At 66.2% G+C, this 19,815-nt stretch carries 17 protein-coding genes; 8 read left to right on the top strand and 9 right to left on the bottom strand.

The window, feature by feature from the left end:
* Positions 1–421: 421 nt before the first annotated feature.
* The 3 genes from glmS to ALTAJ2_RS04545 all read right to left on the bottom strand — a co-directional run bounded on the left by glmS (position 422) and on the right by ALTAJ2_RS04545 (position 3,502).
* Entirely contained in the window at positions 422–2,233 is a 1,812-nt protein-coding gene (gene glmS, locus ALTAJ2_RS04550) for a glutamine--fructose-6-phosphate transaminase (isomerizing) (RefSeq protein ID WP_007108059.1), read from the bottom strand.
* A complete protein-coding gene (locus tag ALTAJ2_RS19575; protein WP_007108058.1) occupies positions 2,233–2,376 on the bottom strand; it encodes a hypothetical protein in 144 nt (47 codons plus the stop codon). The genes glmS and ALTAJ2_RS19575 overlap by 1 nt, the downstream gene beginning before the upstream one ends.
* Before the next feature lie 478 nt (positions 2,377–2,854).
* Positions 2,855–3,502, bottom strand: a complete 648-nt coding sequence (locus ALTAJ2_RS04545) for a helix-turn-helix transcriptional regulator (protein ID WP_007108057.1) — start codon at positions 3,500–3,502, stop codon at positions 2,855–2,857.
* A 350-nt stretch (positions 3,503–3,852) separates the two neighbouring features.
* Here ALTAJ2_RS04545 and ALTAJ2_RS04540 point away from each other — a divergent pair, with 350 nt between their 5' ends.
* The 4 genes from ALTAJ2_RS04540 to ALTAJ2_RS04525 all read left to right on the top strand — a co-directional run bounded on the left by ALTAJ2_RS04540 (position 3,853) and on the right by ALTAJ2_RS04525 (position 9,372).
* Positions 3,853–5,256, top strand: coding sequence for a nucleotide sugar dehydrogenase (locus ALTAJ2_RS04540; RefSeq protein WP_007108056.1), 1,404 nt, complete (start codon positions 3,853–3,855; stop codon positions 5,254–5,256).
* A gap of 117 nt (positions 5,257–5,373) precedes the next feature.
* The gene (locus ALTAJ2_RS04535) at positions 5,374–6,444 is read left to right on the top strand and encodes a DUF354 domain-containing protein (protein WP_049899791.1); all 1,071 of its coding nucleotides are present in this window, start codon (positions 5,374–5,376) and stop codon (positions 6,442–6,444) included.
* Positions 6,444–7,406, top strand: coding sequence for a glycosyltransferase (locus ALTAJ2_RS04530; RefSeq protein WP_007108054.1), 963 nt, complete (start codon positions 6,444–6,446; stop codon positions 7,404–7,406). Before ALTAJ2_RS04535 ends, ALTAJ2_RS04530 begins: the two co-directional genes overlap by 1 nt.
* Positions 7,396–9,372: a glycosyltransferase family protein gene (locus ALTAJ2_RS04525; protein WP_007108053.1), complete on the top strand. Its 1,977-nt coding sequence runs from the start codon at positions 7,396–7,398 to the stop codon at positions 9,370–9,372. The genes ALTAJ2_RS04530 and ALTAJ2_RS04525 overlap by 11 nt, the downstream gene beginning before the upstream one ends.
* A 234-nt stretch (positions 9,373–9,606) precedes the next feature.
* Here ALTAJ2_RS04525 and ALTAJ2_RS04520 read toward each other — a convergent pair whose 3' ends face one another.
* On the bottom strand, positions 9,607–10,191 hold the full coding sequence (locus tag ALTAJ2_RS04520) for a metal-dependent hydrolase (protein WP_007108052.1): 585 nt from the start codon (positions 10,189–10,191) through the stop codon (positions 9,607–9,609).
* Positions 10,192–11,181 carry a DUF1616 domain-containing protein gene (locus ALTAJ2_RS04515; protein WP_007108051.1) on the bottom strand — a complete coding sequence of 330 codons (990 nt, stop codon included), beginning with the start codon at positions 11,179–11,181 and terminating at the stop codon, positions 10,192–10,194.
* Between the two features lie 390 nt (positions 11,182–11,571).
* Here ALTAJ2_RS04515 and ALTAJ2_RS04510 point away from each other — a divergent pair, with 390 nt between their 5' ends.
* Positions 11,572–12,183, top strand: a complete 612-nt coding sequence (locus ALTAJ2_RS04510) for a DUF7344 domain-containing protein (protein WP_007108050.1) — start codon at positions 11,572–11,574, stop codon at positions 12,181–12,183.
* Between the two features lie 53 nt (positions 12,184–12,236).
* On the opposite strand, the gene ALTAJ2_RS04505 is transcribed toward ALTAJ2_RS04510, so the two are convergent.
* Positions 12,237–12,662: a hypothetical protein gene (locus tag ALTAJ2_RS04505; protein WP_007108049.1), complete on the bottom strand. Its 426-nt coding sequence runs from the start codon at positions 12,660–12,662 to the stop codon at positions 12,237–12,239.
* Positions 12,663–12,843: 181 nt separating this feature from the next.
* The gene (locus ALTAJ2_RS04500) at positions 12,844–14,556 is read right to left on the bottom strand and encodes an asparagine synthase-related protein (protein WP_049899781.1); all 1,713 of its coding nucleotides are present in this window, start codon (positions 14,554–14,556) and stop codon (positions 12,844–12,846) included.
* Between the two features lie 223 nt (positions 14,557–14,779).
* Between ALTAJ2_RS04500 and ALTAJ2_RS04495 the strand changes: the two genes are divergently transcribed.
* Positions 14,780–16,108, top strand: a complete 1,329-nt coding sequence (locus tag ALTAJ2_RS04495; RefSeq protein ID WP_049899778.1) for a polysaccharide deacetylase family protein — start codon at positions 14,780–14,782, stop codon at positions 16,106–16,108.
* A gap of 38 nt (positions 16,109–16,146) precedes the next feature.
* On the opposite strand, the gene ALTAJ2_RS04490 is transcribed toward ALTAJ2_RS04495, so the two are convergent.
* A complete protein-coding gene (locus tag ALTAJ2_RS04490; RefSeq protein ID WP_007108046.1) occupies positions 16,147–17,289 on the bottom strand; it encodes a PKD domain-containing protein in 1,143 nt (380 codons plus the stop codon).
* Positions 17,290–17,438: 149 nt separating this feature from the next.
* The gene (locus ALTAJ2_RS04485; RefSeq protein WP_007108045.1) at positions 17,439–18,413 is read right to left on the bottom strand and encodes a glycosyltransferase family 2 protein; all 975 of its coding nucleotides are present in this window, start codon (positions 18,411–18,413) and stop codon (positions 17,439–17,441) included.
* Positions 18,414–18,589: 176 nt separating this feature from the next.
* On the opposite strand from ALTAJ2_RS04485, the gene ALTAJ2_RS19570 reads away from it, so the two are divergent.
* Together ALTAJ2_RS19570 and ALTAJ2_RS04475 are read left to right on the top strand one after the other, a co-directional pair.
* A complete protein-coding gene (locus tag ALTAJ2_RS19570; protein ID WP_168713799.1) occupies positions 18,590–18,730 on the top strand; it encodes a hypothetical protein in 141 nt (46 codons plus the stop codon).
* Positions 18,730–19,788, top strand: coding sequence for a glycosyltransferase family 2 protein (locus ALTAJ2_RS04475; protein ID WP_007108043.1), 1,059 nt, complete (start codon positions 18,730–18,732; stop codon positions 19,786–19,788). Before ALTAJ2_RS19570 ends, ALTAJ2_RS04475 begins: the two co-directional genes overlap by 1 nt.
* The last annotated feature ends 27 nt before the right edge of the window (positions 19,789–19,815 follow it).

Raw genomic sequence — 19,815 nt, 5'->3', positions numbered from 1 at the left:
ACCGGCTCGACCGCCGAGTGACGCCGGTTTGGTTCCGTGCCGACGGCACCGCCTCGAGTCCCGGGTCGTCAACTGACCACTATCCGCTCGGCGAGCGCGTTCGCTGAACGGCGAGACTGCAGGACCAACGTGCGGGCGTCGCCACCGAGCGCGCGGCTCCGTCCCGTGGATCGCCCGTCGCCGACTGTACAGCCGCGGTCGCGACCGCAGACACTCCCCACTCCTCGATACGGGACACTGCCGATCCCTCGAGCGGTGTGGCATCGTGTACTCGCTGCGTGATCCAGCGGCCTCGGCGCGGAGGGCTAACGGCAGCGCTCGACGTTCGGCCGTGCGTGATCGCTCACGGTAGCGGTTCGAGAATCGACGTTCCTGTTTCGAACTGACGCGTCAAAAAGGCGTTATTCGGCGGGCGGGACGGTCATTCGACCGTGACGCTCTTCGCGAGGTTGCGCGGCTTGTCGATCGGGCGCTCGAGTTGCGTCGCGGCGTGGTAGGAGAGCAACTGGAGCTGGACGTTCGCGAGCAAGCCCGCCCAGACGGGATGGGTGTCAGGGACCGGCAGGTGCGCATCGGCGACGTCGGCGAGGGGCTGGTCGTCCGGGCCGACGGCGACGATCGGCGCACCGCGAGACTGGGCCTCGATCGCGTTCGTCTTCGTCTTCTCGTCGTCGTCGCTGCCGGTCGCGACCGCGAACACGGGCGTGTCTTCGGTCACGAGCGCGAGCGGCCCGTGTTTCAGCTCCCCGGCGGCGAACCCTTCGGCGTGCTCGTAGGTGATCTCCTTGAACTTCAACGCGCCCTCGAGCGCCACCGAGTGCCCGAGCCCGTGCCCGATGAAGAAGTACGAGTCGCTGTCGAGCAGTTCCCGGGCGAGCGTTTCCGCCCGTCCCCTTTCCAGGACGGTCTCGACGTGCGCTGGAAGGGCTTCGAGCGCCTCGAGCATGGCGGCTCGATCCGCGACGGGAGTCGCGTCCGGAACGTCGCCGGCGATGCGCTGGCTGAGCAGGGCGAGCGTGACCGCTTGCGAGGAGTAGGTCTTCGTCGCCGCGACGCCGACTTCCGGGCCGGCGCGGATGTAGACGGCGTCGTCGGTTTCGCGTGCGGCGGTCGAGCCGACCACGTTAGTGACGGCGAGCGTCCGCGCGTCGCGAGCAGCCGCGTGCCGAACCGCGTCGAGGGTGTCGGCGGTTTCGCCGCTCTGCGTGACCGCGACGACGAGCGTGGTCTCGTCGACCGGTCCGGCCGTGGATTCGTACTCGCTCGCGCGGAGGACGTCGGCCCGCACGCCCGCCTCCCGCACTAACTGCCCGCCGTACATCGCCGCGTGATACGACGTCCCGCAGGCGACGAACTGGACGGACTCGATGCTGTCGAACGAGCCGGGCGGGAGGGCCTCGAAGGCGACGTCCCCACCATCGATCCGACCCTCGATCGTGTTCGAGAGGGCCGTCGGCTGCGTCTCGATCTCCTTGAGCATGTAGTGGTCGTACTCGCCTTTCCCCGCATCGTCCGGGTCCCAGTCGACGGTGTCGACGGACCGCTCGATCCGTGTGCCGTCGAGATCGGTGATCCGGTAGGCGTCCGGCTCGAGGACGACGAGATCGCCGTCCTCGAGATAGATCACGTCGTCGGTGTGATCGAGGAACGCCGGCACGTCGCTAGCGAGATACCACTCCTCGTCGTCGAGCCCGAGGACGAGTGGGGAGCCCTTTCGCGCCGCGTAGACGCGCTCCTCGCCGTCGACGATCGCGGCGATCGCGTAACTCCCCTCGAGCGTGTCGACGGCCTTCCGGACCGCCCGCTCGGTGTCGTCGGTCGACTGCAGGTACTCGTCGATGAGGTGCGGGATGACCTCCGTGTCGGTCTCGCTCTCGAACTCGTGGCCCGCCGCGGTGAGGTCCGCCCTGAGTTCGTCGTAGTTGTCGATGACGCCGTTGTGGACGACCGCCACGTCACCTGCCGTGTCGGTGTGCGGGTGGGCGTTCTCGTCGGTCGGCGGCCCGTGCGTGCTCCAGCGGGTGTGACCGATTCCCATGTTCCCGTGAGGACGGCCGTCGAGCGACGACTTGAGGTCGGACACTTCGCCGGACGTCTTGTGGACCGTGACGCCGGACCCGTTCTGGACCGCGATCCCCGCCGAGTCGTAGCCGCGGTACTCGAGGTTCTCGAGGCCCGAGAGGAGCGTCTCCGCCGCGCTGCCGCGGCCGATACGCGCGATAATACCGCACATCAGCGCAGCACCTCCCGAGCAGCGGCCGTCGACCGCGATGTCTCTCCGACCGAACGGCGGACGACATCGCTGCCGATGGTCGTATCGGTCGTTTCGAGCCGGTTCGAGACCGCTGCCTGAACTGCAGTACTGGTTCGTGTCATTGGTATCTCGACCCCGTCCGACGGTGCTGTCGACGGCCGGGGCGTCATTCCCACGACGTGTGACAGCGGCCATTACTATAGCACGAATAAGTCGGTACTGCGAATACGACGGTCGCTACCGGCCGTATAATCCCGCGTTCGACCCTCGAAACGCTACTCTCCGATGCGACGGAGCGGGCGTCCGCCGTGCCATCCTCCTCGCGGTAAACGGCGGGATTCCCGCCTCGAAGGGACCGAGCGGTCGCTCTGGTCCGGCTCTCGGAAGATGGCTAGGGACGGCCGGCGACGACCGACTGCCCCATGGGACGGTTCCGGCGACACCGTCGCTTGCCTGCCCCAGTTACCGTCGTCCGACGGTCGACTCGAGGCGGGGCCGTCGGTCGGGTGGTTCTCGCCGACGAGAACTGCGATGAGCGCGAGCGATGTGGCGGTCGGAAAAAGGCGATGTGACTGGTGGGTGAACGGCGGTCGGTCGTGCCTACTGAACGGGGGTCTCGACGTCGTCCGACGCCTGCTCTCGAGTCGCCGGTCGATCGGCCAGCGTGATGACGTTCTCCCGCCCGACCGAGCGTTTCTCGATCGTGCCGTCGGCGTGCATCCGCGAGCAGATCCGGCTCACTTTCGACTTCGACCAGCCGGTCCGCTCGGTGATTCGATGCTGGCGAATCCGACCGTGATTCGCGATGAGGAGTCGGACCACCTCTCCCTCGTCGCTCAGGAGTCGCGATGGCGTTTCCGGCGAGAGATACGATGCGTACGCGCGATGGGTGTCCTCTGGTGGCTGCTCGGAGTCGTCTCGGTCGCCGATCGTATCCGCCACCAGCGGCAGCACCGACACGTCGATATCGCGCTCCGAGAGCGCGGTGGCCATCCGGAACCCGACGAGTCCGCTGATCAACAGGAACAGCGCCGCGATCAGGGCGGACTCCCAGAACGACGTCACGCGAAGCAGTTGTATCCAGGACAACGTTCCGCCGGACCGATCGCCGATCCGCGGAACGACCGTTCTCGATGCCATCACGTGCACGTCGTACTGCTGTGTCGAAGCTGGACCCGGATCGGCCGAGACGGTGCTCCGCATCGATGCGAGCCGGGTACTGACTCCGATTTGGGGCGTGAACACCATGATTCGCGTCTGCTGCAGTCGGTACGCGATCGAGTCACGAGCGTCGCGACTTCGCCGACCGCATCGGGGATGCGATCCGCGCCACCTTCATTATACAGCAGTACAGGCGGGGTTAACAACGTTCTAAGCGCTCAGTCGGTCGCCCATCCACGGATCGTCGATTCCGCCAGCGGCGCGTCCGCCGGCCACGAACCGCTCGGTGTCGTTCCCGTACTCGTTTATTCGCGGTATAGTAAACCACCGCCACCGACTCGTCGCTTCCACGGGACGCCCCGCCGATCGCGGGTGCACCGGTTCCGGAGTGACCGTTGCACGCGGTTGTGTGACGGGGCAGCGACAACGCATCACCCATGACCACGATACTCAGCGATACGGAGACGCGAGTCGACGATCGGGAGAGCGACCAGAACGAACGACAATCGAGTCCCGGCGGCGACACCGCCCTCGAGCACTCGAGCGCACAGTCGACGCACGCGGCGACGATCTGCGTCGTCGGATTGGGATACGTCGGGCTCCCGCTCGCGGTCGGGTTCGCCCGGTCGAACTACCGCGTCATCGGCTACGACGTCGACGATGTAACGGTGGGTCGACTACAGGAAGGCATCGATACGACCGGCGACCTCTCCGACGATGCGATCCAGGACGGTGACATCTCGTATACGACCGACGCCAGCGAGATCGGCGCGGCCGACTACGTCATCATCGCCGTTCCCACGCCGATCGACGACGACGATCGGCCGGACCTCGGCTACGTCGAGAGCGCGGCGTCCACCGTCGGATCGACAATGGACCCCGGGACGACGGTCGTCCTCGAGTCGACGGTCTACCCCGGCACGACGCGCGAGACGGTCGTACCGGCACTCGAGGACGCCTCCGGACTGACCGCGGGCACGGACTTCTTCGTCGGGTACTCCCCGGAACGCGCCACGCCGGGCGACGCGGACCACGGCCTCGAGGACGTCGTCAAAGTCGTCAGCGCGCAGACCGAGGCGGTGCTCGAGGACGTGGCGACGCTGTACGAGTCGATCGTCGATGCGGGCGTCCATCGCGCGCCGTCGATCGAGGTCGCCGAGGCCTGCAAGGTCGTCGAGAACGCCCAGCGGGACCTCAACATCGCGTTCGTCAACGAACTCACGATGGCGCTCGACACCATGGACATCGACGGCCGGGCCGTCCTCGACGCCGCGGGCACGAAGTGGAACTTCCACGACTACCGGCCGGGGCTGGTCGGCGGCCACTGCATACCGGTCGATCCGTACTTCTTCGCGTACCGGTCGGCTCAGGAGGGGTTCGACCCCGAACTCATGCAAACGGGCCGGCGGGTCAACGAGTCGGTCCCCGACCACGTCGCCGAGCTGACGATCAAGGCGCTCAACCAGTGTCACAAGACGCTCCGCGAGAGTCGCGTCCTGGTGTTGGGGCTGGCGTACAAACCGGACGTCGGGGACATTCGAAGCTCGAAGATCGGCACCGTCATCGACGAACTGCAGGAGTACGACATCGACGTCGAGGGGTTCGACCCGTTCGCGGACGACGAGGCGGCCCGAGAGTCGTTCGGCATCGAGATCCAGGATCGACTCTCGTTCGAGGGCTTCGACGCCGTCGTGCTCGCGACGCCCCACGAGGAGTTCGACCACCTCGATCTCGAGGAGGTCGCGGACGAACTCGCCGACGAACCCGCACTGATCGACGTGACCGGCGCGGTCGACGACGGCGTCGCCGCCGATGCGGGACTCACTTACCGGAGGTTGTGACGCGATGCGAGCCCAGCGACGCGTCTTCGACGGATCGGTGGCCCGGGCGGAACGTCGACCGCCGGCGGCGGCGACCGCCGTCTCGAGCCGCCGGCCCGTCGCGGAGGTGGGTCGACGATGCGGGTAATGATAACGATCCAACACCCCGGCCACGTCCACTTCTTCCGAAACCCGATCGCGGAACTGAACGCGCGAGGCCACGACGTGCACGTCTTCGCTCGCGAGAGCGGCGTCGCCGTTCGGCTCCTCGAGGCGTACGACATCGACCACGAGGTCGTGGCCGGCGACGCCGACTCGCTGGCCTCGCTGGCGGCGGTGCAGGCGACGTACGAACTCCGACTGCTACGGCGAGCGCGGCGGCTCGATCCCGACGTAATTACGGCGATCGGCGGCGTCGCTGCCGCCCACGTCGCGTCGCTTACGGGAGCGACGAGTCTCGTCTTCTACGACACCGAGCACGCGACTCTCATCACGACCCTCGGCTACCCGTTCGCGGACGTGATCGCCACGCCGGCGTGTTACCGGGACGATATCGGCCCGAAACAGGTGACGTATCCGGGCTATCACGAACTCGCCTATCTCCATCCCGAGCGGTTCACCCCCGATTCGACGGTACTCGAGGAAGTCGGGCTCGCCCCCGAGGAGTCGTTCGCCGTTGTTCGGCTCAGCAGTTGGGACGCCTCCCACGACGTCGGCCACGGCGGCTTCGACGACCCTCAGGCGGTCGTCGACCGGCTCGAGGACGCGGGCCTGCAGGTCCTGCTCACGGCGGAGGGGGAGCCCCCGGACGCCCTCGCGTCGTACCGGTTCGAAACCTCGCCGACCCGGCTGCACGACCTGCTCGCGGACGCCGACGTCGTCCTGAGCGAGGGGGCGACGACCGCAGCGGAAGCCGCCGTGCTCGGCACGCCCGCAGTCTACGTGAACCCGCTTTCGCTCGGCTACACGACGGAACTCGAGGCGGAATACGGCCTGCTGTTCGGATACGACGGCGATGCGAGACATGCGCGCGGGCTCGACAAAGCCGTCTCGGTCGTCGAGGAACCCGCCGACACGTGGAGACGGCGTCGCGACCGCTTGCTCGCCGAGCGGATCGACGTCACGGACTACGTCGTCCGGCAACTCGAGACGCTCGCACAGACGCGTCCCGCGGGACGATCGATTCCTGCCGCCGATCGAGGTCACTGATGAAGGTACTCCAACTGGTCACGTCGCCGCGGCCCTTTTTCGACCAGCAGGTGGCCGCTCTCGAGGCCCGCGGCGTCGACTGTACGGTCCTCGAAGTCCCCGGCGAACACAGCGGGGCGTCGGGCCGGTCGGCGGTGGAGTACGCCCGCTTGTATTCGAAACTCCTCTCGGAGGTCCGATCGACGTCGTACGACCTGGTGCACGCGAACTACGGGCTCGTCGCCCCCTTTGCGCTCGCCCAGCCGACGCGACCGGTCGTCGTGACGCTGTGGGGAACCGATCTCATGGGCGAGCAGTCGTGGCTCCGGTCGGTCAGTCGCCACAGCGCCCGCCGGGCGGACGCCGCGATCGTCCCGAGCCGAACCATGGCACGCGAACTCGCGACCGACCACCGACTGATCCCGTTCGGCGTCGACACCGAACTGTTCCGACCGATGTCGCGAGCGAACGCGCGCGAGTACATCGGCTGGGAAACCGACCGCCCGGTCGCACTCTTCCCGTACGACCGGACCCGATCGGTCAAGGACTTTTCACGCGCCCGCCGGCTCGTCGAACGTGCAGACGTCGATATCGACCTCCGAACCATCTCCGGCGTCGCCCACGAGACGATGCCCTACTACATGAACGCGAGCGACGTTCTGCTGGTCACGTCGAAACGCGAGAGCGGCCCGATGGTCGTCAAGGAAGCCGCCGCGTGTAACCTGCCGGTCGTCTCGACGGACGTCGGTTTCGTCCGCGAGACGGTCCGCGGCGTGACCAACTGCGTCGTCAGCGACAGCGACGGGGCGCTCCTCGGCGGGCTCGAGCGGGCCGTCGAAAACGGGGGCCGTTCCGACGGCCGCGACTCGATCGACGGACTCGCCGTCGAGACCCTCGGCGAGCGCCTCCACGGACTGTACAGCCGGCTATTGGGACGAGGCGAAGGGCTGGGGCATCCGACGGGGGTCAGCTATGACGTATAGCTCGCTGTCGGACCTGCGACCGCTGCGCCTCGACACCGTCGCGGCGATCGGCGGCGTCCTCCTCGCGGCGGTGCTGTTTCCGCTGCGGTTTCTCACGTCGCAGATTTACCTCAACACCGTTCCGGTAATCCTCGGCACTGCGTGTACGTTGTATCTCCTCTCCCTGTATCAGCGGGACGACTCCGGGGCGTTTCCGACCCTGCCGTCGGCGGTGTCGATGGCGCTCCCGAGTGTCGTCCTGGTCGGGCTCACGGGGCTCGTGCTACTGACCGTCGTTCAGGGGGCGCGAACGTACCGCTTCTTCGGACTGGCGAGCGTCGTCGGGACGCTCGTCATCGGCCAGATCGTCTTCGTGAACGATCGCGACCTCCATCCCGGCCTGCTGCTCCTCCAGATCGTCTGCTTCGCGTTCGTCTTCCGGTTCACCGCGCTGTACGCGACGCCCGGATACATCGGGATCGACATCTGGACCCACCACGAGTTCATCGACGCGATTCTCGCGGACCAGTCCCTCGGCGCGATCTCCCATGACAAACACTACGGATCGCCATTTTATCACCTGTTGGTCGCCGCGTCGTCGCTGCTGTACGACGTTCCGATTCGCGCCGCGCTGTACCTCTCCGTAGGCCTCGTGATGCCGCTCTCGGTCCTGCTCGTCTACGCAACCACGAACCTGCTCGTCTCGCCGCGATGGGCGGTGCTGGCAACGGCATTGTACGCCTTCGCGAGCCACGTCGCGAGGTGGGGGATGCACCTCATCCCCACGAGTCTGGGGCTGGTCTTCTTCCTCGCGATGGTGTACGCGCTGATCCGAGTAATGCGGATCGAGTACACGATCCGGGACTTCTCGCTGCTCCTGCTGTCGAGCGTCGCCGTTATCCTCACCCATCAGGTGTCGACGTTCATCATGCTCGTCCTGTTGCTCGCGGCGTTTCTCGCACAGTTCGTGTTCGTGGTCGGCCCGCTCGGGCTCACGCGCCTCGACGCGAGCGTCTTCCGGACGAAAAAGCCGGTCAACCTCGTCGGGCTCGTCGTTTTCAACCTCGGCCTGACGATCTTCGTCTGGTCGCTGACGCCGTATCGACAGGACTCGTTCCTGGCGACGGTCCTGAGTTACTTCACGCAGACGCTCGAGGAGAGCGCCGGGTTCCTCAATACCGCGGGCGACTCGTCCGACGGAGCCGAAGCGGGAGCCGAGGCCGCACCAACGCTGATCGAACAGCTCGTCCCCTACGTGGACAATCTCGGGTTCCTGCTCCTGCTTGGAGCCACGTTCGTGGGCTGTCTGTACGTCGTCCACAGGCGCCGCGCCGAACAGTCGGTGTTCACCCTCCTGCTGGCGGCGGCGTTCATGCTGGTGTTCATCCTCGGACTGCCGATGTTCGGCATTCGGAGCTTCATTCCGACGCGCTGGTTCGCGTTCCTCTACGCACCGATGGCAGTCCTCGGGGCGATCGGCGTGCGGACGCTGCGGGGGAACATGACGCCGGCGCTGGTCGCCGCCGTGTTGCTCGTCGTCGTGCTCGTCTATCCGGGCGCGATGGTCCTCGCCGCCGAGAGCAACGCCGAAAACCCGGTCTTCTTGACCCAGCACGAGCGCCTCGCGTACGACGAATCGGAGCTCGCCGCCGCCGAGTCGATCGGCGAACTGACCGGGTCGCCCCAGGGTGAGGAAATCCGTCCCGATCAGCAACTCCACACCGATCACCCGTATCAAACCCTGTTCAGTCGGACCGGCGCGTATCCGTCGACGACGACGGCCACGGTTCCCGAGGACGGCGTCGCGGACCACGAGTACACGGTCTATCGAGCGGCTCAATCGACCGAGGCGACGTACGTCACGGACGGCGACGGGAACACGCGGATCGCACAGCTCTCTCGAGGCCAACTCTGTCGCCCGAATCAGGCCACGGTCTACACGAACGGTGACGTGACGATGTGTACGCCCTCGCCGGCGAGTAACTGATCGGTCGTCGGCCTCGACGAACGGGCGTCTGCCGGTCGTATCCTGCCGTCCGTCTGGATTTTAAGCGGGTCCTCGATGTGGCCATCCAGCACGCGCTCCTGTGCTCGATACGACGACCGCCGCCGCTCCCCGCGCGATTCTCGATGCGATCCTCGGACCCGCATCACGGCTCAACCGAGACCGTGTCGTCGGACCGACCGTATAACTCCCGCTTCGACCGCAGTCGATCGCCGGTCACCGGTGCCGTCGGGCGCGCAGCAGCCGCCAGACGTCAGTGAGGACCGGCGCGCCGTCGAACAGCCACAGCGCCAGCACGGCGAGCCCCAGCAGGGCCTGGAACGCGATCTGTACCGTCAGCCCGCCGGTGAGGAGTTGGTGTACGTATCGGACGAAGTATCGAACGAAGTGATCGAGGAACCCACCGTGAGACGTCGCTGGCGGCGATGCGATCGGCCAGAGGACGGTCCGAAGATCGACGCCCCGTCCCCTGAGCAACTGGCTGAGCATGTCCGCAATCGGGTGTGAGAGGTACGCGAGCGCGAAGGCACCGCCACCGGATCGGACCCGCTCCCCCTGCCGGGTAGCCACTGCGTATACCGCGAGGCAAACCAACGGAGCGACGAACAACGAGTGCCCGACCGAGTAGCCGCTTCCCGTGAGACCGGCCGTCCAGGCGAGCGGTTTGTCGACGAGATCCGGGAGCTGTGACCCGACGGCGACGGCGATCGCTTCGCGGGCCGAGGGCGATCTTCGAACGACGACGTTCGCCGTCAGCGAGTACAGGACGTACGCGAACGCGAGATGTTCCCACGGCCACATCTATTCCACCTCGATCGGAAGCCGGGCGACGCGGTAGGCGTTGTCGGCCGTCGGCTCCGCCGGCGGCTCACCGTCGTACAGCAACACCGTCAGTCGAAGATCGTTCCCCCGCATCGTCGGCGTGATCTCGAGGGACTGTCGGTGTGCGACGCCATCGGGAACCGTCGCCGTTCGTCTGTCTACCTCGGTCGATTCGCGGACCGTGACGTCGGTCCCGTCGTCGCTCACCCGCTGGAGCAGTACCACGGTCGTGTAGGTCCGTTCGTCGTGCTCCTGATTCGTGATCGTCGCCTGCAGTTCCTGCTGTTCTCCCGCGGTGTAAGTCGAGTCGTACATCGTTTCCGTGTCTCCGGTAACGTTCTGTGAACCGACAGACAGTTCCGTGAACCCGTCGTGCTGTGGCGGGTTCGCGAGGGCGAAGCCACCGCTTGCGAGCAGGAGGACCAGGCCGATCCCGATCGCGACGTTGTACGGTCGGTAGCCGGATCGCTCGTACGGACTCGGACGCCCTCGAGTGAAGAACGGAGTGACCGACGAGAGCGAGGGAGTGAACCGCCGGTCCGGCGGACAGCGGTACCGAGCGCCGATCGCGAGGAGAGCGAGAACGACAGTGACCACAGCCAACCCGGAAAGGACCGGTTCGAGCGTCACACCCCCCGGAGTAACGGTTGCAAAAAGGGTGATCGCGGGCACGATCGCGACACTCAAGACGACTGAAAGGACCGTTCGCTCGATCGCCTCGAGTCCACCGCTGACCAGCACCGGACTGCCCAGGCCGGTCTTCTCCTCGTCGAAGGTCCGGTAGTCGTCGTTCGGTTCGTCCGGAAAGAGGGCCGAGACGAGTGCATACCCGGGCAGAAAGAGAACGAGCGGAATCGTCACCGCTATTCTCACCAGCCCATGGCCGCCTGCAAGAATGCCGAACGTGAGGACGCCAGTGACCGCGATGGCGACTGCCAGGTCGAAGAACCACCAGTGGGTGTCGCTCATTTCGTCGTCACTAGGGGACAGTGGCGGTTTATTATCGCCGAGATAAGCCCCGATTCTACGGGTCGATCCGACGGCCTTCGAACGGCGAACTATAACGATCTCGACACTGATTCCGCTTAAGTCACTTTCGCCCGTTCTTGAACGTCATCGAATCCCGAATGATCGTAAACTCGGAACGAACGTCGGAAAGACACACCGGTCCTTTTCTCGAAATAAATATCCTATGTGGTTTCCCTAAATCGCATTCTTATGCACCATACTGCCCGAAATACGGGGATAAAAATAATGAAAAAGAAGGTCAGATATCGTGAAAATATCTAAATCGTATCGTTCCAGAATACACGATATCTATCCTTTATTACCCACTTCTGAATAGGGGTGATTGGCGCAATGAAAGCGAAACATATCAGCTCCGAAGAGAAGGACGAGGCGGATGTGATCGACGACGGTCAGGGCGCGGATGAGGACGCCGATTGCCTCTCCGAGGAGCCTGCGTTTTCGAAGGACGAACTCTTTCATCTCCTGCAGAACGAACGCCGTCGGATGGTTCTCCGGTATCTCAGGGGCACCGAAGGGCCCGTACGCATGCGCGATGTTGCGGAACAGGTCGCGGCGTGGGAACACGAAACCACCGTCGAAGATCTCACCTCGACACAGCGCCAGCGCGTCTATATCCCCCTCTATCAGTCACATCTCTCCAAGCTCGACGAGGCGGGCCTGATCGAGTACCAGCAAAACCGCGGGATCGTCGAACGAAAACCCCCCGCCGATCGAGTCGACAAGTACCTCGAGGGGGAGTCGACCGCGGAGTCGGCGGACGAGGAGCGGTCCGAGAGCCCGCGGTGGGACGATTACTACATCGGCGCGACGGTCGTCTCCTACGCCATCCTTCTCGGTGCGGTGATGGAACTGCCGTTCACCTCGTTGCTCTCGGGGATCGGCCTGAGCGCGCTCATCCTCGCGCTCTTTACCGTGCTGACGATCAGACGACTCGTCGATTGACGGCCGCCGCGGCTGTCCACCGACGCAGAGAAATTCGCAAGCGAAGCCGTCCGTTACGAAATCAAGACCGAAACCGAGACGAGCGTGAGAACGACGAGCAACAATCCGATCGAAATCGTTGCGAGCACGGCCGGCGAGAAGCGTCGCTCCTCGCCCGGCCGAGCGTCGGGCCGCTCGATCAGGCCCTGCGTTTCGTCGAACTCGATGGCCCCCGACGCGTCGAGTGCCGGCAGGCGGTCTCGAGACAGTCGCTCGTGGACGAGTGCCCACGTTTCGATCGGCGGGTGGGCCGGGTCGATCAGCGCGTCGGTGACTTCGTCGACGGTCGCGGGCGTCCGCATCTCGTCGAGGACATCGACGAGGGCGTCGTCGGAGTCCGGAACGAACGCCGCGACTCGAGTCTCGACGTCCGGTTCTACCGAGACGTCCCTCCCCGGTTCGTGGATCATCGTCACTCCGGAGTCCGTATCGGAACCCACAGGACACGCGTCGTCGGAATCGGACGAAGAGTGCAACCACGGCGGCGTCAGACGCATATTCCGCGCTTAAACACCATTGTATATAAGGCTTCTCACGGTTTATCGCCTGTGAACGGAATAAATGCCACGGAGAGCGGTTTTCGCGGAGGAGGCTCACGTTACCGCTCGTCCGAGTCGCCGACTACCCGAACGTGTTAGCGGCCGCCCGTTCCGGCGGCCGGAGCCACGGCCGGAGTCGTGCCTGTGAGTCCCAGCACTCGAGCCACCCGCGCAGGTCGGTGAGCCTGAGTTTGTACCTGGCCGGCAGGCGATGGACGTGCTCGAGGTCGCCCAGCAACCGCCGATCGAAGTCGTAGCGCTCGAAGAGCGCCTCGCGGTCCGGCCACGGCGGTTCGAACGAGGAGAGAAACGGCGTCTTCCGGCGAACGAAGCCTTCGACCTCGTTGAGCAGCGTCGAATCGTGCGGGCGGTCGGGCGGGCGGTGTCGCAGGATGTCGTCGTCGATCCGGGTACACGCACGGAGGAACGTGTCCGTCGTTCGGTCTGCCGGCGGCGTCAGGAGATGCCAGTCGATCAGGTCGCGGTCCGCAGCCAGAAACGAGGTCACGAAGTGATCGGACAGGTGCGTATGGAACGGCATCGACGGCTGGTTCGCGATGCCACAGCAGGAGAGCGCGTTCTGGACCGTCCCCGCGCGATCCCGTCTCGCCGCGAACTCGTCGGCGAGAGCGTCCCTGACGAACGTATCCGGATCGATGTCGAACGACGTCCGCTCGGCGAGCGCACGGCTGGCGTCGCGGCTGTACCCCACCGTCTCGAGGAGCGCCTCGACGGGGTCCGGGTCGGGATCGAGCCGCCCGGTTGGAACGCGTTTGTCGAGGACGTCGACGGTCTCCGAGGCCGTGAAATGGCCGCGGAAGAACGTATCACAGAGGAGGCCGTGATACATCGTGTCGACCTCGAGTTCGTCCGTGTAGCCGGCGTGGTGGATGTGCAGGGACTCTTTGATCCCCTGCGAGTAGCGCACCTTCGACTCGTCGGGCCGGAGATAGCGCTCGTCCGGCGGGAAGGCAGTGTGGCTCGTCCCGTACTGGGCGGCGACCGAGCGCGCGCCGCGGACCTCCTGTGCCTCGAGCGAGCCTACCGTGTAACTACGGTCGATCGCATCGATTCGCGAGAGGATGATCCGCGAGTCGTAGCCCGCCGAGAGGAGCACGCCCGCTCGACCCGGGAGCGCCGACCGCCGTCGGAGCGCCCCCTCGAGTCGCTCGGCGAGTTCGTCGACCGGGTCGAACGCCGCGGGGGTCTGCGGATCGTAGACGAATCGATCGAACGACTCGACCGACGCGGGCGTGAGCCGGCTGTCGATCGGGAGCCGACGGAGTTCCGTGACGGCCGTCTTCTCGCCGAGGATCACCCCGAGATGGAGGAACTCGAGGACGCCGTCCCGGGAGAGCGTCGGCTCCGAGATCGTACGGCCGATCGCGGCAGCGTCGGTGCCGAAGACGCGGGTCCCCGGATCGTCGGTATAGAAACACTCCCGTGACCGAACGGGGTCAGTAGCGACGAACGCATCGCCGCTCGAGTCGGCGTCGACCACGGCCAGATACGACCCGTTGAGTGCCGTCAGCGCCTCCCGTCCGGCCACCGCGTAGCGCTCGAGGAGCCACCGCGCGGCGTTGGATTCGTCGCCGGGGACGTACGCCTCGCCCCAGACGAGACAGCACCCCTCGTCGCCGGTGTACGCGGCGCTCCACCCGGGTGCGCCGAGATCGGAATCCCTGATGCCGACCGTCAGCGTCGGCCCGGCGAGCACCTCGTCGAAGTCGTCGCTGGACCTGCGCCGCTCGAACGCGTCTATACCCCCGAATACACCGAAAAGTTCCCTGTTCATCGTCGAAGATAGCCTCACGGACGGCGTCCGAACAGTGGACCGCGTCGAGCGCCGACCGCTCGTCGATGCCGTACGCCGCCGTGGATTTCCCTCCAACCGAGCACTCAATTACTATGCGACCGTTAAGCCCCGAACCGATGGATTCGGCCCCAGTCGGCCGATCGTCGCACCGGACTATCGGATCTATAATAATGGGATCGCTGTCGGTAGCTTCGGAGCGTCAATGTCACGGAAACGCGCGACGCGACGTCGATTCCTCGCACTGTCGGGTGCGACCGGAATCGCCGGTATGGCCGGCTGTGCGGATCGGATCGAGTCGGCGACCGATGCGGTCGGCGGCGATTCATCGGCCGAAACTCCGGGCGGTTCGGACGGCTCCACGCCGGGACTCACGGACGGGGTGCCGCCGCTCGAAACCGCATTCGACAGCCGAGACCGGTACCGCAAGCCGGGCGAGTCGTTCGACGACTTCGCCGATCTCGACCGCTGGACCGTCAGCCAGGGATCGGGCGACGCGGACACGGACGTGGTGTTCGACGGCGAACAGAGCTTCAAGCTCCGGTCGAACGGCAGCGAGAACATCGTCGCGGAGCGGAGTCTCGAGGGCGAGGACCTGACGGAGACGGATCTCTCAGTCGCGATCCGGACGACGACGCCCCAGAGCATCGCGGTCAACCTGCGTCTCGTCGATCAGTTCGGCAGCGAGAAGGTGTACTCACTCCGGGAGATCAGGTATCGTGCGCCCGACGTCGGCTGGTTCCGAACGAGCCCCGGCGTCTTCCAGCAGGACGACGTCGACCCGTCGCTGGACTATCTCGATCGGCTCGAGATCCAGGTGCTCCACTCCATGCCGGAGGCCGAACTCTGGGTCGACGATCTGCGGACCCACGGGACGCCCGATCAGGGGTACGTCATGCTGAGCTGGGACGACGGGATGCGCGACTACTACGAGACGGCCGCGCCGCTCCACGACGAGTACGGGTTTCCGGCGGTCCAAGCACCGGTCCCGCGGTGGGTCGAACAGAGCCGGGACGGAGTCATGTCGCTCTCGGAACTCCAGGAGCGACAGGCCGCCGGCGACCAGATCGTCGTCCACGGGACACACGACCCGATTCACGAACTCGACGACGAAGGCGCGCTCGACGAACGGCTCAGGAACGACAAACGGTGGTATATCGACAACGGTTTCGAAGGGGCGAATTACATCGTCCATCCGCACAACAGTTTCGATCGGACGAGCCTCGAGCGAGCGACCGACTACCACTACTGTGGCGGCTTCAACCAGGCCGGGAACGTCAATACGACGAGCGTCTACGGCTTCGACCCGTTGGCGTTGCCGCGGACGATCGGCCACGATCTCGGGATTTCGAAACGGTGTGTCGATCTCGCCGCCCGGCACAACCAGTGTACGATCCTGAACTTCCACACGTTTGACGCCACCAATACGATGCCCACGGACCACTACGAGGCGTTGCTCGAGCACATCGACAGCGCCGACGTCGAGGTCATCACCTTCGACGACCTCTGGCGGCTGCGAACGAACGACCGCTGATTTTCGGCCAGGTCCCCAGTTCGCAGCCCGCCGGCGAGTCAGCAGTTCGTCGAGAGCGTGAGCCGATCGATGGCGGTCGCCCCCTCGTCGTCGACGACGCGTAACGCGACCGGGTGGTCGCCGGTCCCGTTGATCGGTACCGCGATCGTCTCCCCGGCCTCCTCGAACGGGCCGTCGTCACCGACACGCCACTCGTAGGCCACCAGTTTGCCGTCCGGGTCGCGCGACCGCGAGGCATCGAGCGTGACCGTCGTCCCCGGCTCGAGGGGCGCTTCCGCGGCCGACGGCGGCTGCGTCTCGATCCGGGCGATCGGTGATGCTGTCGGGCTCTCGTCGTCGCCATCGGTGCCGTCAGCCGGCTCTTCGGACGCCCCGTCGTCGAACAGGAGATCCCCCTCGAGGAGTCGGTCGACGATCGCCGTGTGCCACTGGACGCGGGTCTCGAGCGCGATGTCCGTCGAACGGGTCTCCGCGAGGAACCCGTCGGCGTCCAGATCCCGGGCGGCCTTGTGGGCGAGCAGGCCGGTCGGATCGGTATCGGGTTCGGAGAACGGACCGGTCTGAAAGGCGAGGGCGGGATCGTCGACGCGGGTTTCGGTGACGTAGTCGGCGGCGTCCGCGGCGGCGGCGGTCGCGTCGTCGCCGGCCGAGTGGAATATCGCCTGCCCGACGCCGTCCATGGGATCGCCCGCGTAGAGCCCCGTCGACTCGTGGAGATCGATCAGGATGTCGGGATCGGACTCCTTGACGACGTCCCAGAGCGCCCGCGCGAGTCGCGTGCCCGGCGTCTCCCCGTCCGGGAACTGCCGGTTGAGGTTGATCCCCTCGTCGTCGGTTCTGGTTCCACGTTCGATCGCGACGCCGTTGGCCTCGGGAATCGTCACGAGCGTCCCGGCGTCGATCGACCGGTCGGCGATCCGACCCGCGGCCGTGTAGCCCGCGACCTCGTTTCCGTGCATGCCGCCGACGACGACGGCCGTCGGACCGTCGACGGCACCGGTCGTCACGAACACCGTGGTCTCTTCGGCCGTTCCCTCGCGAACGACGATGAAATCTCGACTGTTGTCCCCGGAATCGTCCCGCGCCGTGTCGCCGACGACGCTGGCGACGCCGGTGGTGATGAGCGACCAACCGCCCGTGGCAGCCAGTACGGATCGCCGTGAGAGTGTCTCGCGTCTCATCCGTCCGTCCTATCGGCCTCGGTCGGTTTTACTACGGGAGCGATAACCGGCGAAACCGCGACCGTTTCGTTTCTGCAACGGTCCGCGCCGATGGACTCGGCCCCTCCGATCGGTCCGGGTCGGAGTCGATCGGCGTCCGACCGGTGTCCTCACCGGGAACGGACGCGCCGACGGAGCGCAATCGCGACGAGCAGGACGGCGAGCGCCGCGGCGATCTGTTGCGAGCGCCGTCGAACGCCCGTCCCGACCGTCCAGCAGATGCCGGGATACGCCCGCGGCGACACCGTGGCCGCGCGGACGTGCCACGCGCCGCGGAGGAACCGTCCCTCCGCGAAGTACCGCTTCGCGAGGACGAGTTCGTGGCTCGAGCGGATGTCGTACCCCTCGTCCTCGAAGCGATCGATCTCGGCTTCGTACGCCGAGCGGTACTGCTCGCTCGCGTTCGCGACGACGGCCGCCGGCGGATGACCGGTCTCCGTCCGGCGGACGAGCACCTCGTCGACGTAGGCGAGTTTCCCGTGTTCGAGTACGCGCAGACAGAACTCCGGGTCCTGAAACCGGTCGAGGTCCGGGTCGAAGCCGCCGGCGGCCCTAGCGACTGCAGTCCGGACGAGCAGCGTCGAGCCGGCTCCCGGTTGGACGTTGTCCGCGAGGAGCTCGCCGATCAGATTCTCGTTCCCCTCCCGCGTCGGCTCGTCGTCCCAGCGAGCGAGGACGGCCGCGGCGGCCGACCGGAGCCGGCCGCTCGCGCCGCATAAGTCGTACGCCGAATCACAGTAGACACCGACCCAGTCGCTCGACCGGTCCTCGAGAACCGCGAGTTGGCGCTCGAGCTTCTCGGGGTGCCACTCGTCGTCGGAGTCCAGAAAGGCGACGTACTCCCCGCGTGCGTGCTCGAGGCCCGTATTCCGGGCGACGTTTGCGCCCCGATTGGTCGCGTGTACGACCGGCCGAACCCGCGGGTCCTCGTAGGCGGCCAGCACCGCCTCGGTGTCGTCGGTCGAGCCGTCGTCGACGACGATCACCTCGATGTCGTCGACCGTTTGCTCGAGCGCGCTGTCGATGGCACCCGGAAGCGTCGCCGCTCTGTTGTACGTCGGGATGATGACGCTGACGCGAGTCATGGCGGCACTTCCGACCCGGCCGGGTTTATTATCGCCCGGCTAAGCGTCGGGGGCCACAGCGACCGGTCGCGTCATCGACCGATGACGTCGCCGCGACCGCGAGTTCGACGGCCGGCTCGGCGACGAACGCGCTAACGGCCGTATAAGCAAGGGCGAACGGAGCGTCGACGCGGTCGATGACGAATCGAAACCGACCTCCGGTCGTAATCGCGGTCGCATCGGCCGGTGTGTTCGAACCGATCGATCGCATCGAGCACCTCGACGGCTGGACGGCGACGATCGACGCCGGCGACCACGATGTCGGAGGGGGCCGCTGATGTACCGGGGCGCGAGCGTCGGCGTCGTGATACCCGCCTACAACGAGGAGGGGTTCGTCGGCGACGTGATCCGCGAGATGCCCGGGTACGTCGACCGGATTTACGCGATCGACGATCGGTCGACGGACGGGACTCGAGCGGAGATCCGCGAGGCCGCGCGGGAGGACGCGATCGGGAACGCGGGACGTGTCGACGAGGCCGGCGAGCGGCTCGCGGCCGACGGCGGTGCATCCGCGCTGGCGACCCGGGCGACGGTCGGCGACGCCATCGGTCGGGTCGTCCCGATCGAGCACCGCGAGAACCGCGGTGCTGGCGGCGCGATCAAGACCGGCTATCTCGCCGCGCTCGCGGACGGCGTGGACGCGACGGTTACCGTCGACGCGGACGGTCAGATGGATCTCTGCCAGATGCAGCGGCTCCTCGATCCGATCGTGGAGGGAGAAGCCGATTACACGAAAGGGAACCGGCTCCTGTCTCGAGAGTACCGGGCGGCCATGCCGCGGTTTCGGCTCGTCGGCAACGCGACCCTGACGTTCCTGACGAAGATCGCGTCCGGCTACTGGAAGACGATGGACCCCCAGAACGGGTATACGGCGATCTCACACGACGCGCTCGCGGCGATCGACGTGCCGGCCCTCTACGAGTATTACGGCTACTGTAACGACCTGCTAGTCAAACTGAACGTCCACGGGATGCGCGTCGCCGACGTGGCGATGCCGGCCGTCTACGGCGAGGAGGAGTCGAGCATCACCTACTCCCGATACGTCCCGAAGGTGTCGCTGCTGTTGCTACGCGACTTCCTGTGGCGGCTGCGAACCAAGTACCTCGTCCTCGACTGCCACCCGCTCGCATTGCTCTACCTGTTCGGGGCCGCGACGGCCGCGACCGCCGTTCTCGGTGCCGGGACAGCGCTGGGCTCCGCGTTCTCGAGCGGCGGCGTTCCGGCCGTCCGGGTCGCGACGAGCCTGCTGTTGCTCGTCGCGGGAATCGGGTTCCTCCTACTCGCGATGGTGTTCGACATGGCGGAGAGCGAACCGCTCGAGACCCAGGTCCGATAACGCTACGCGGCCGCCGGCCCGTCCGGT

It is taken from the genome of Natrinema altunense, assembly GCF_000731985.1.
GTDB lineage: Archaea > Halobacteriota > Halobacteria > Halobacteriales > Natrialbaceae > Natrinema > Natrinema altunense.
The sequence above is the reverse complement of the archived record's forward strand: the minus strand, read 5'-3'. Positions and strand labels throughout refer to the sequence as shown.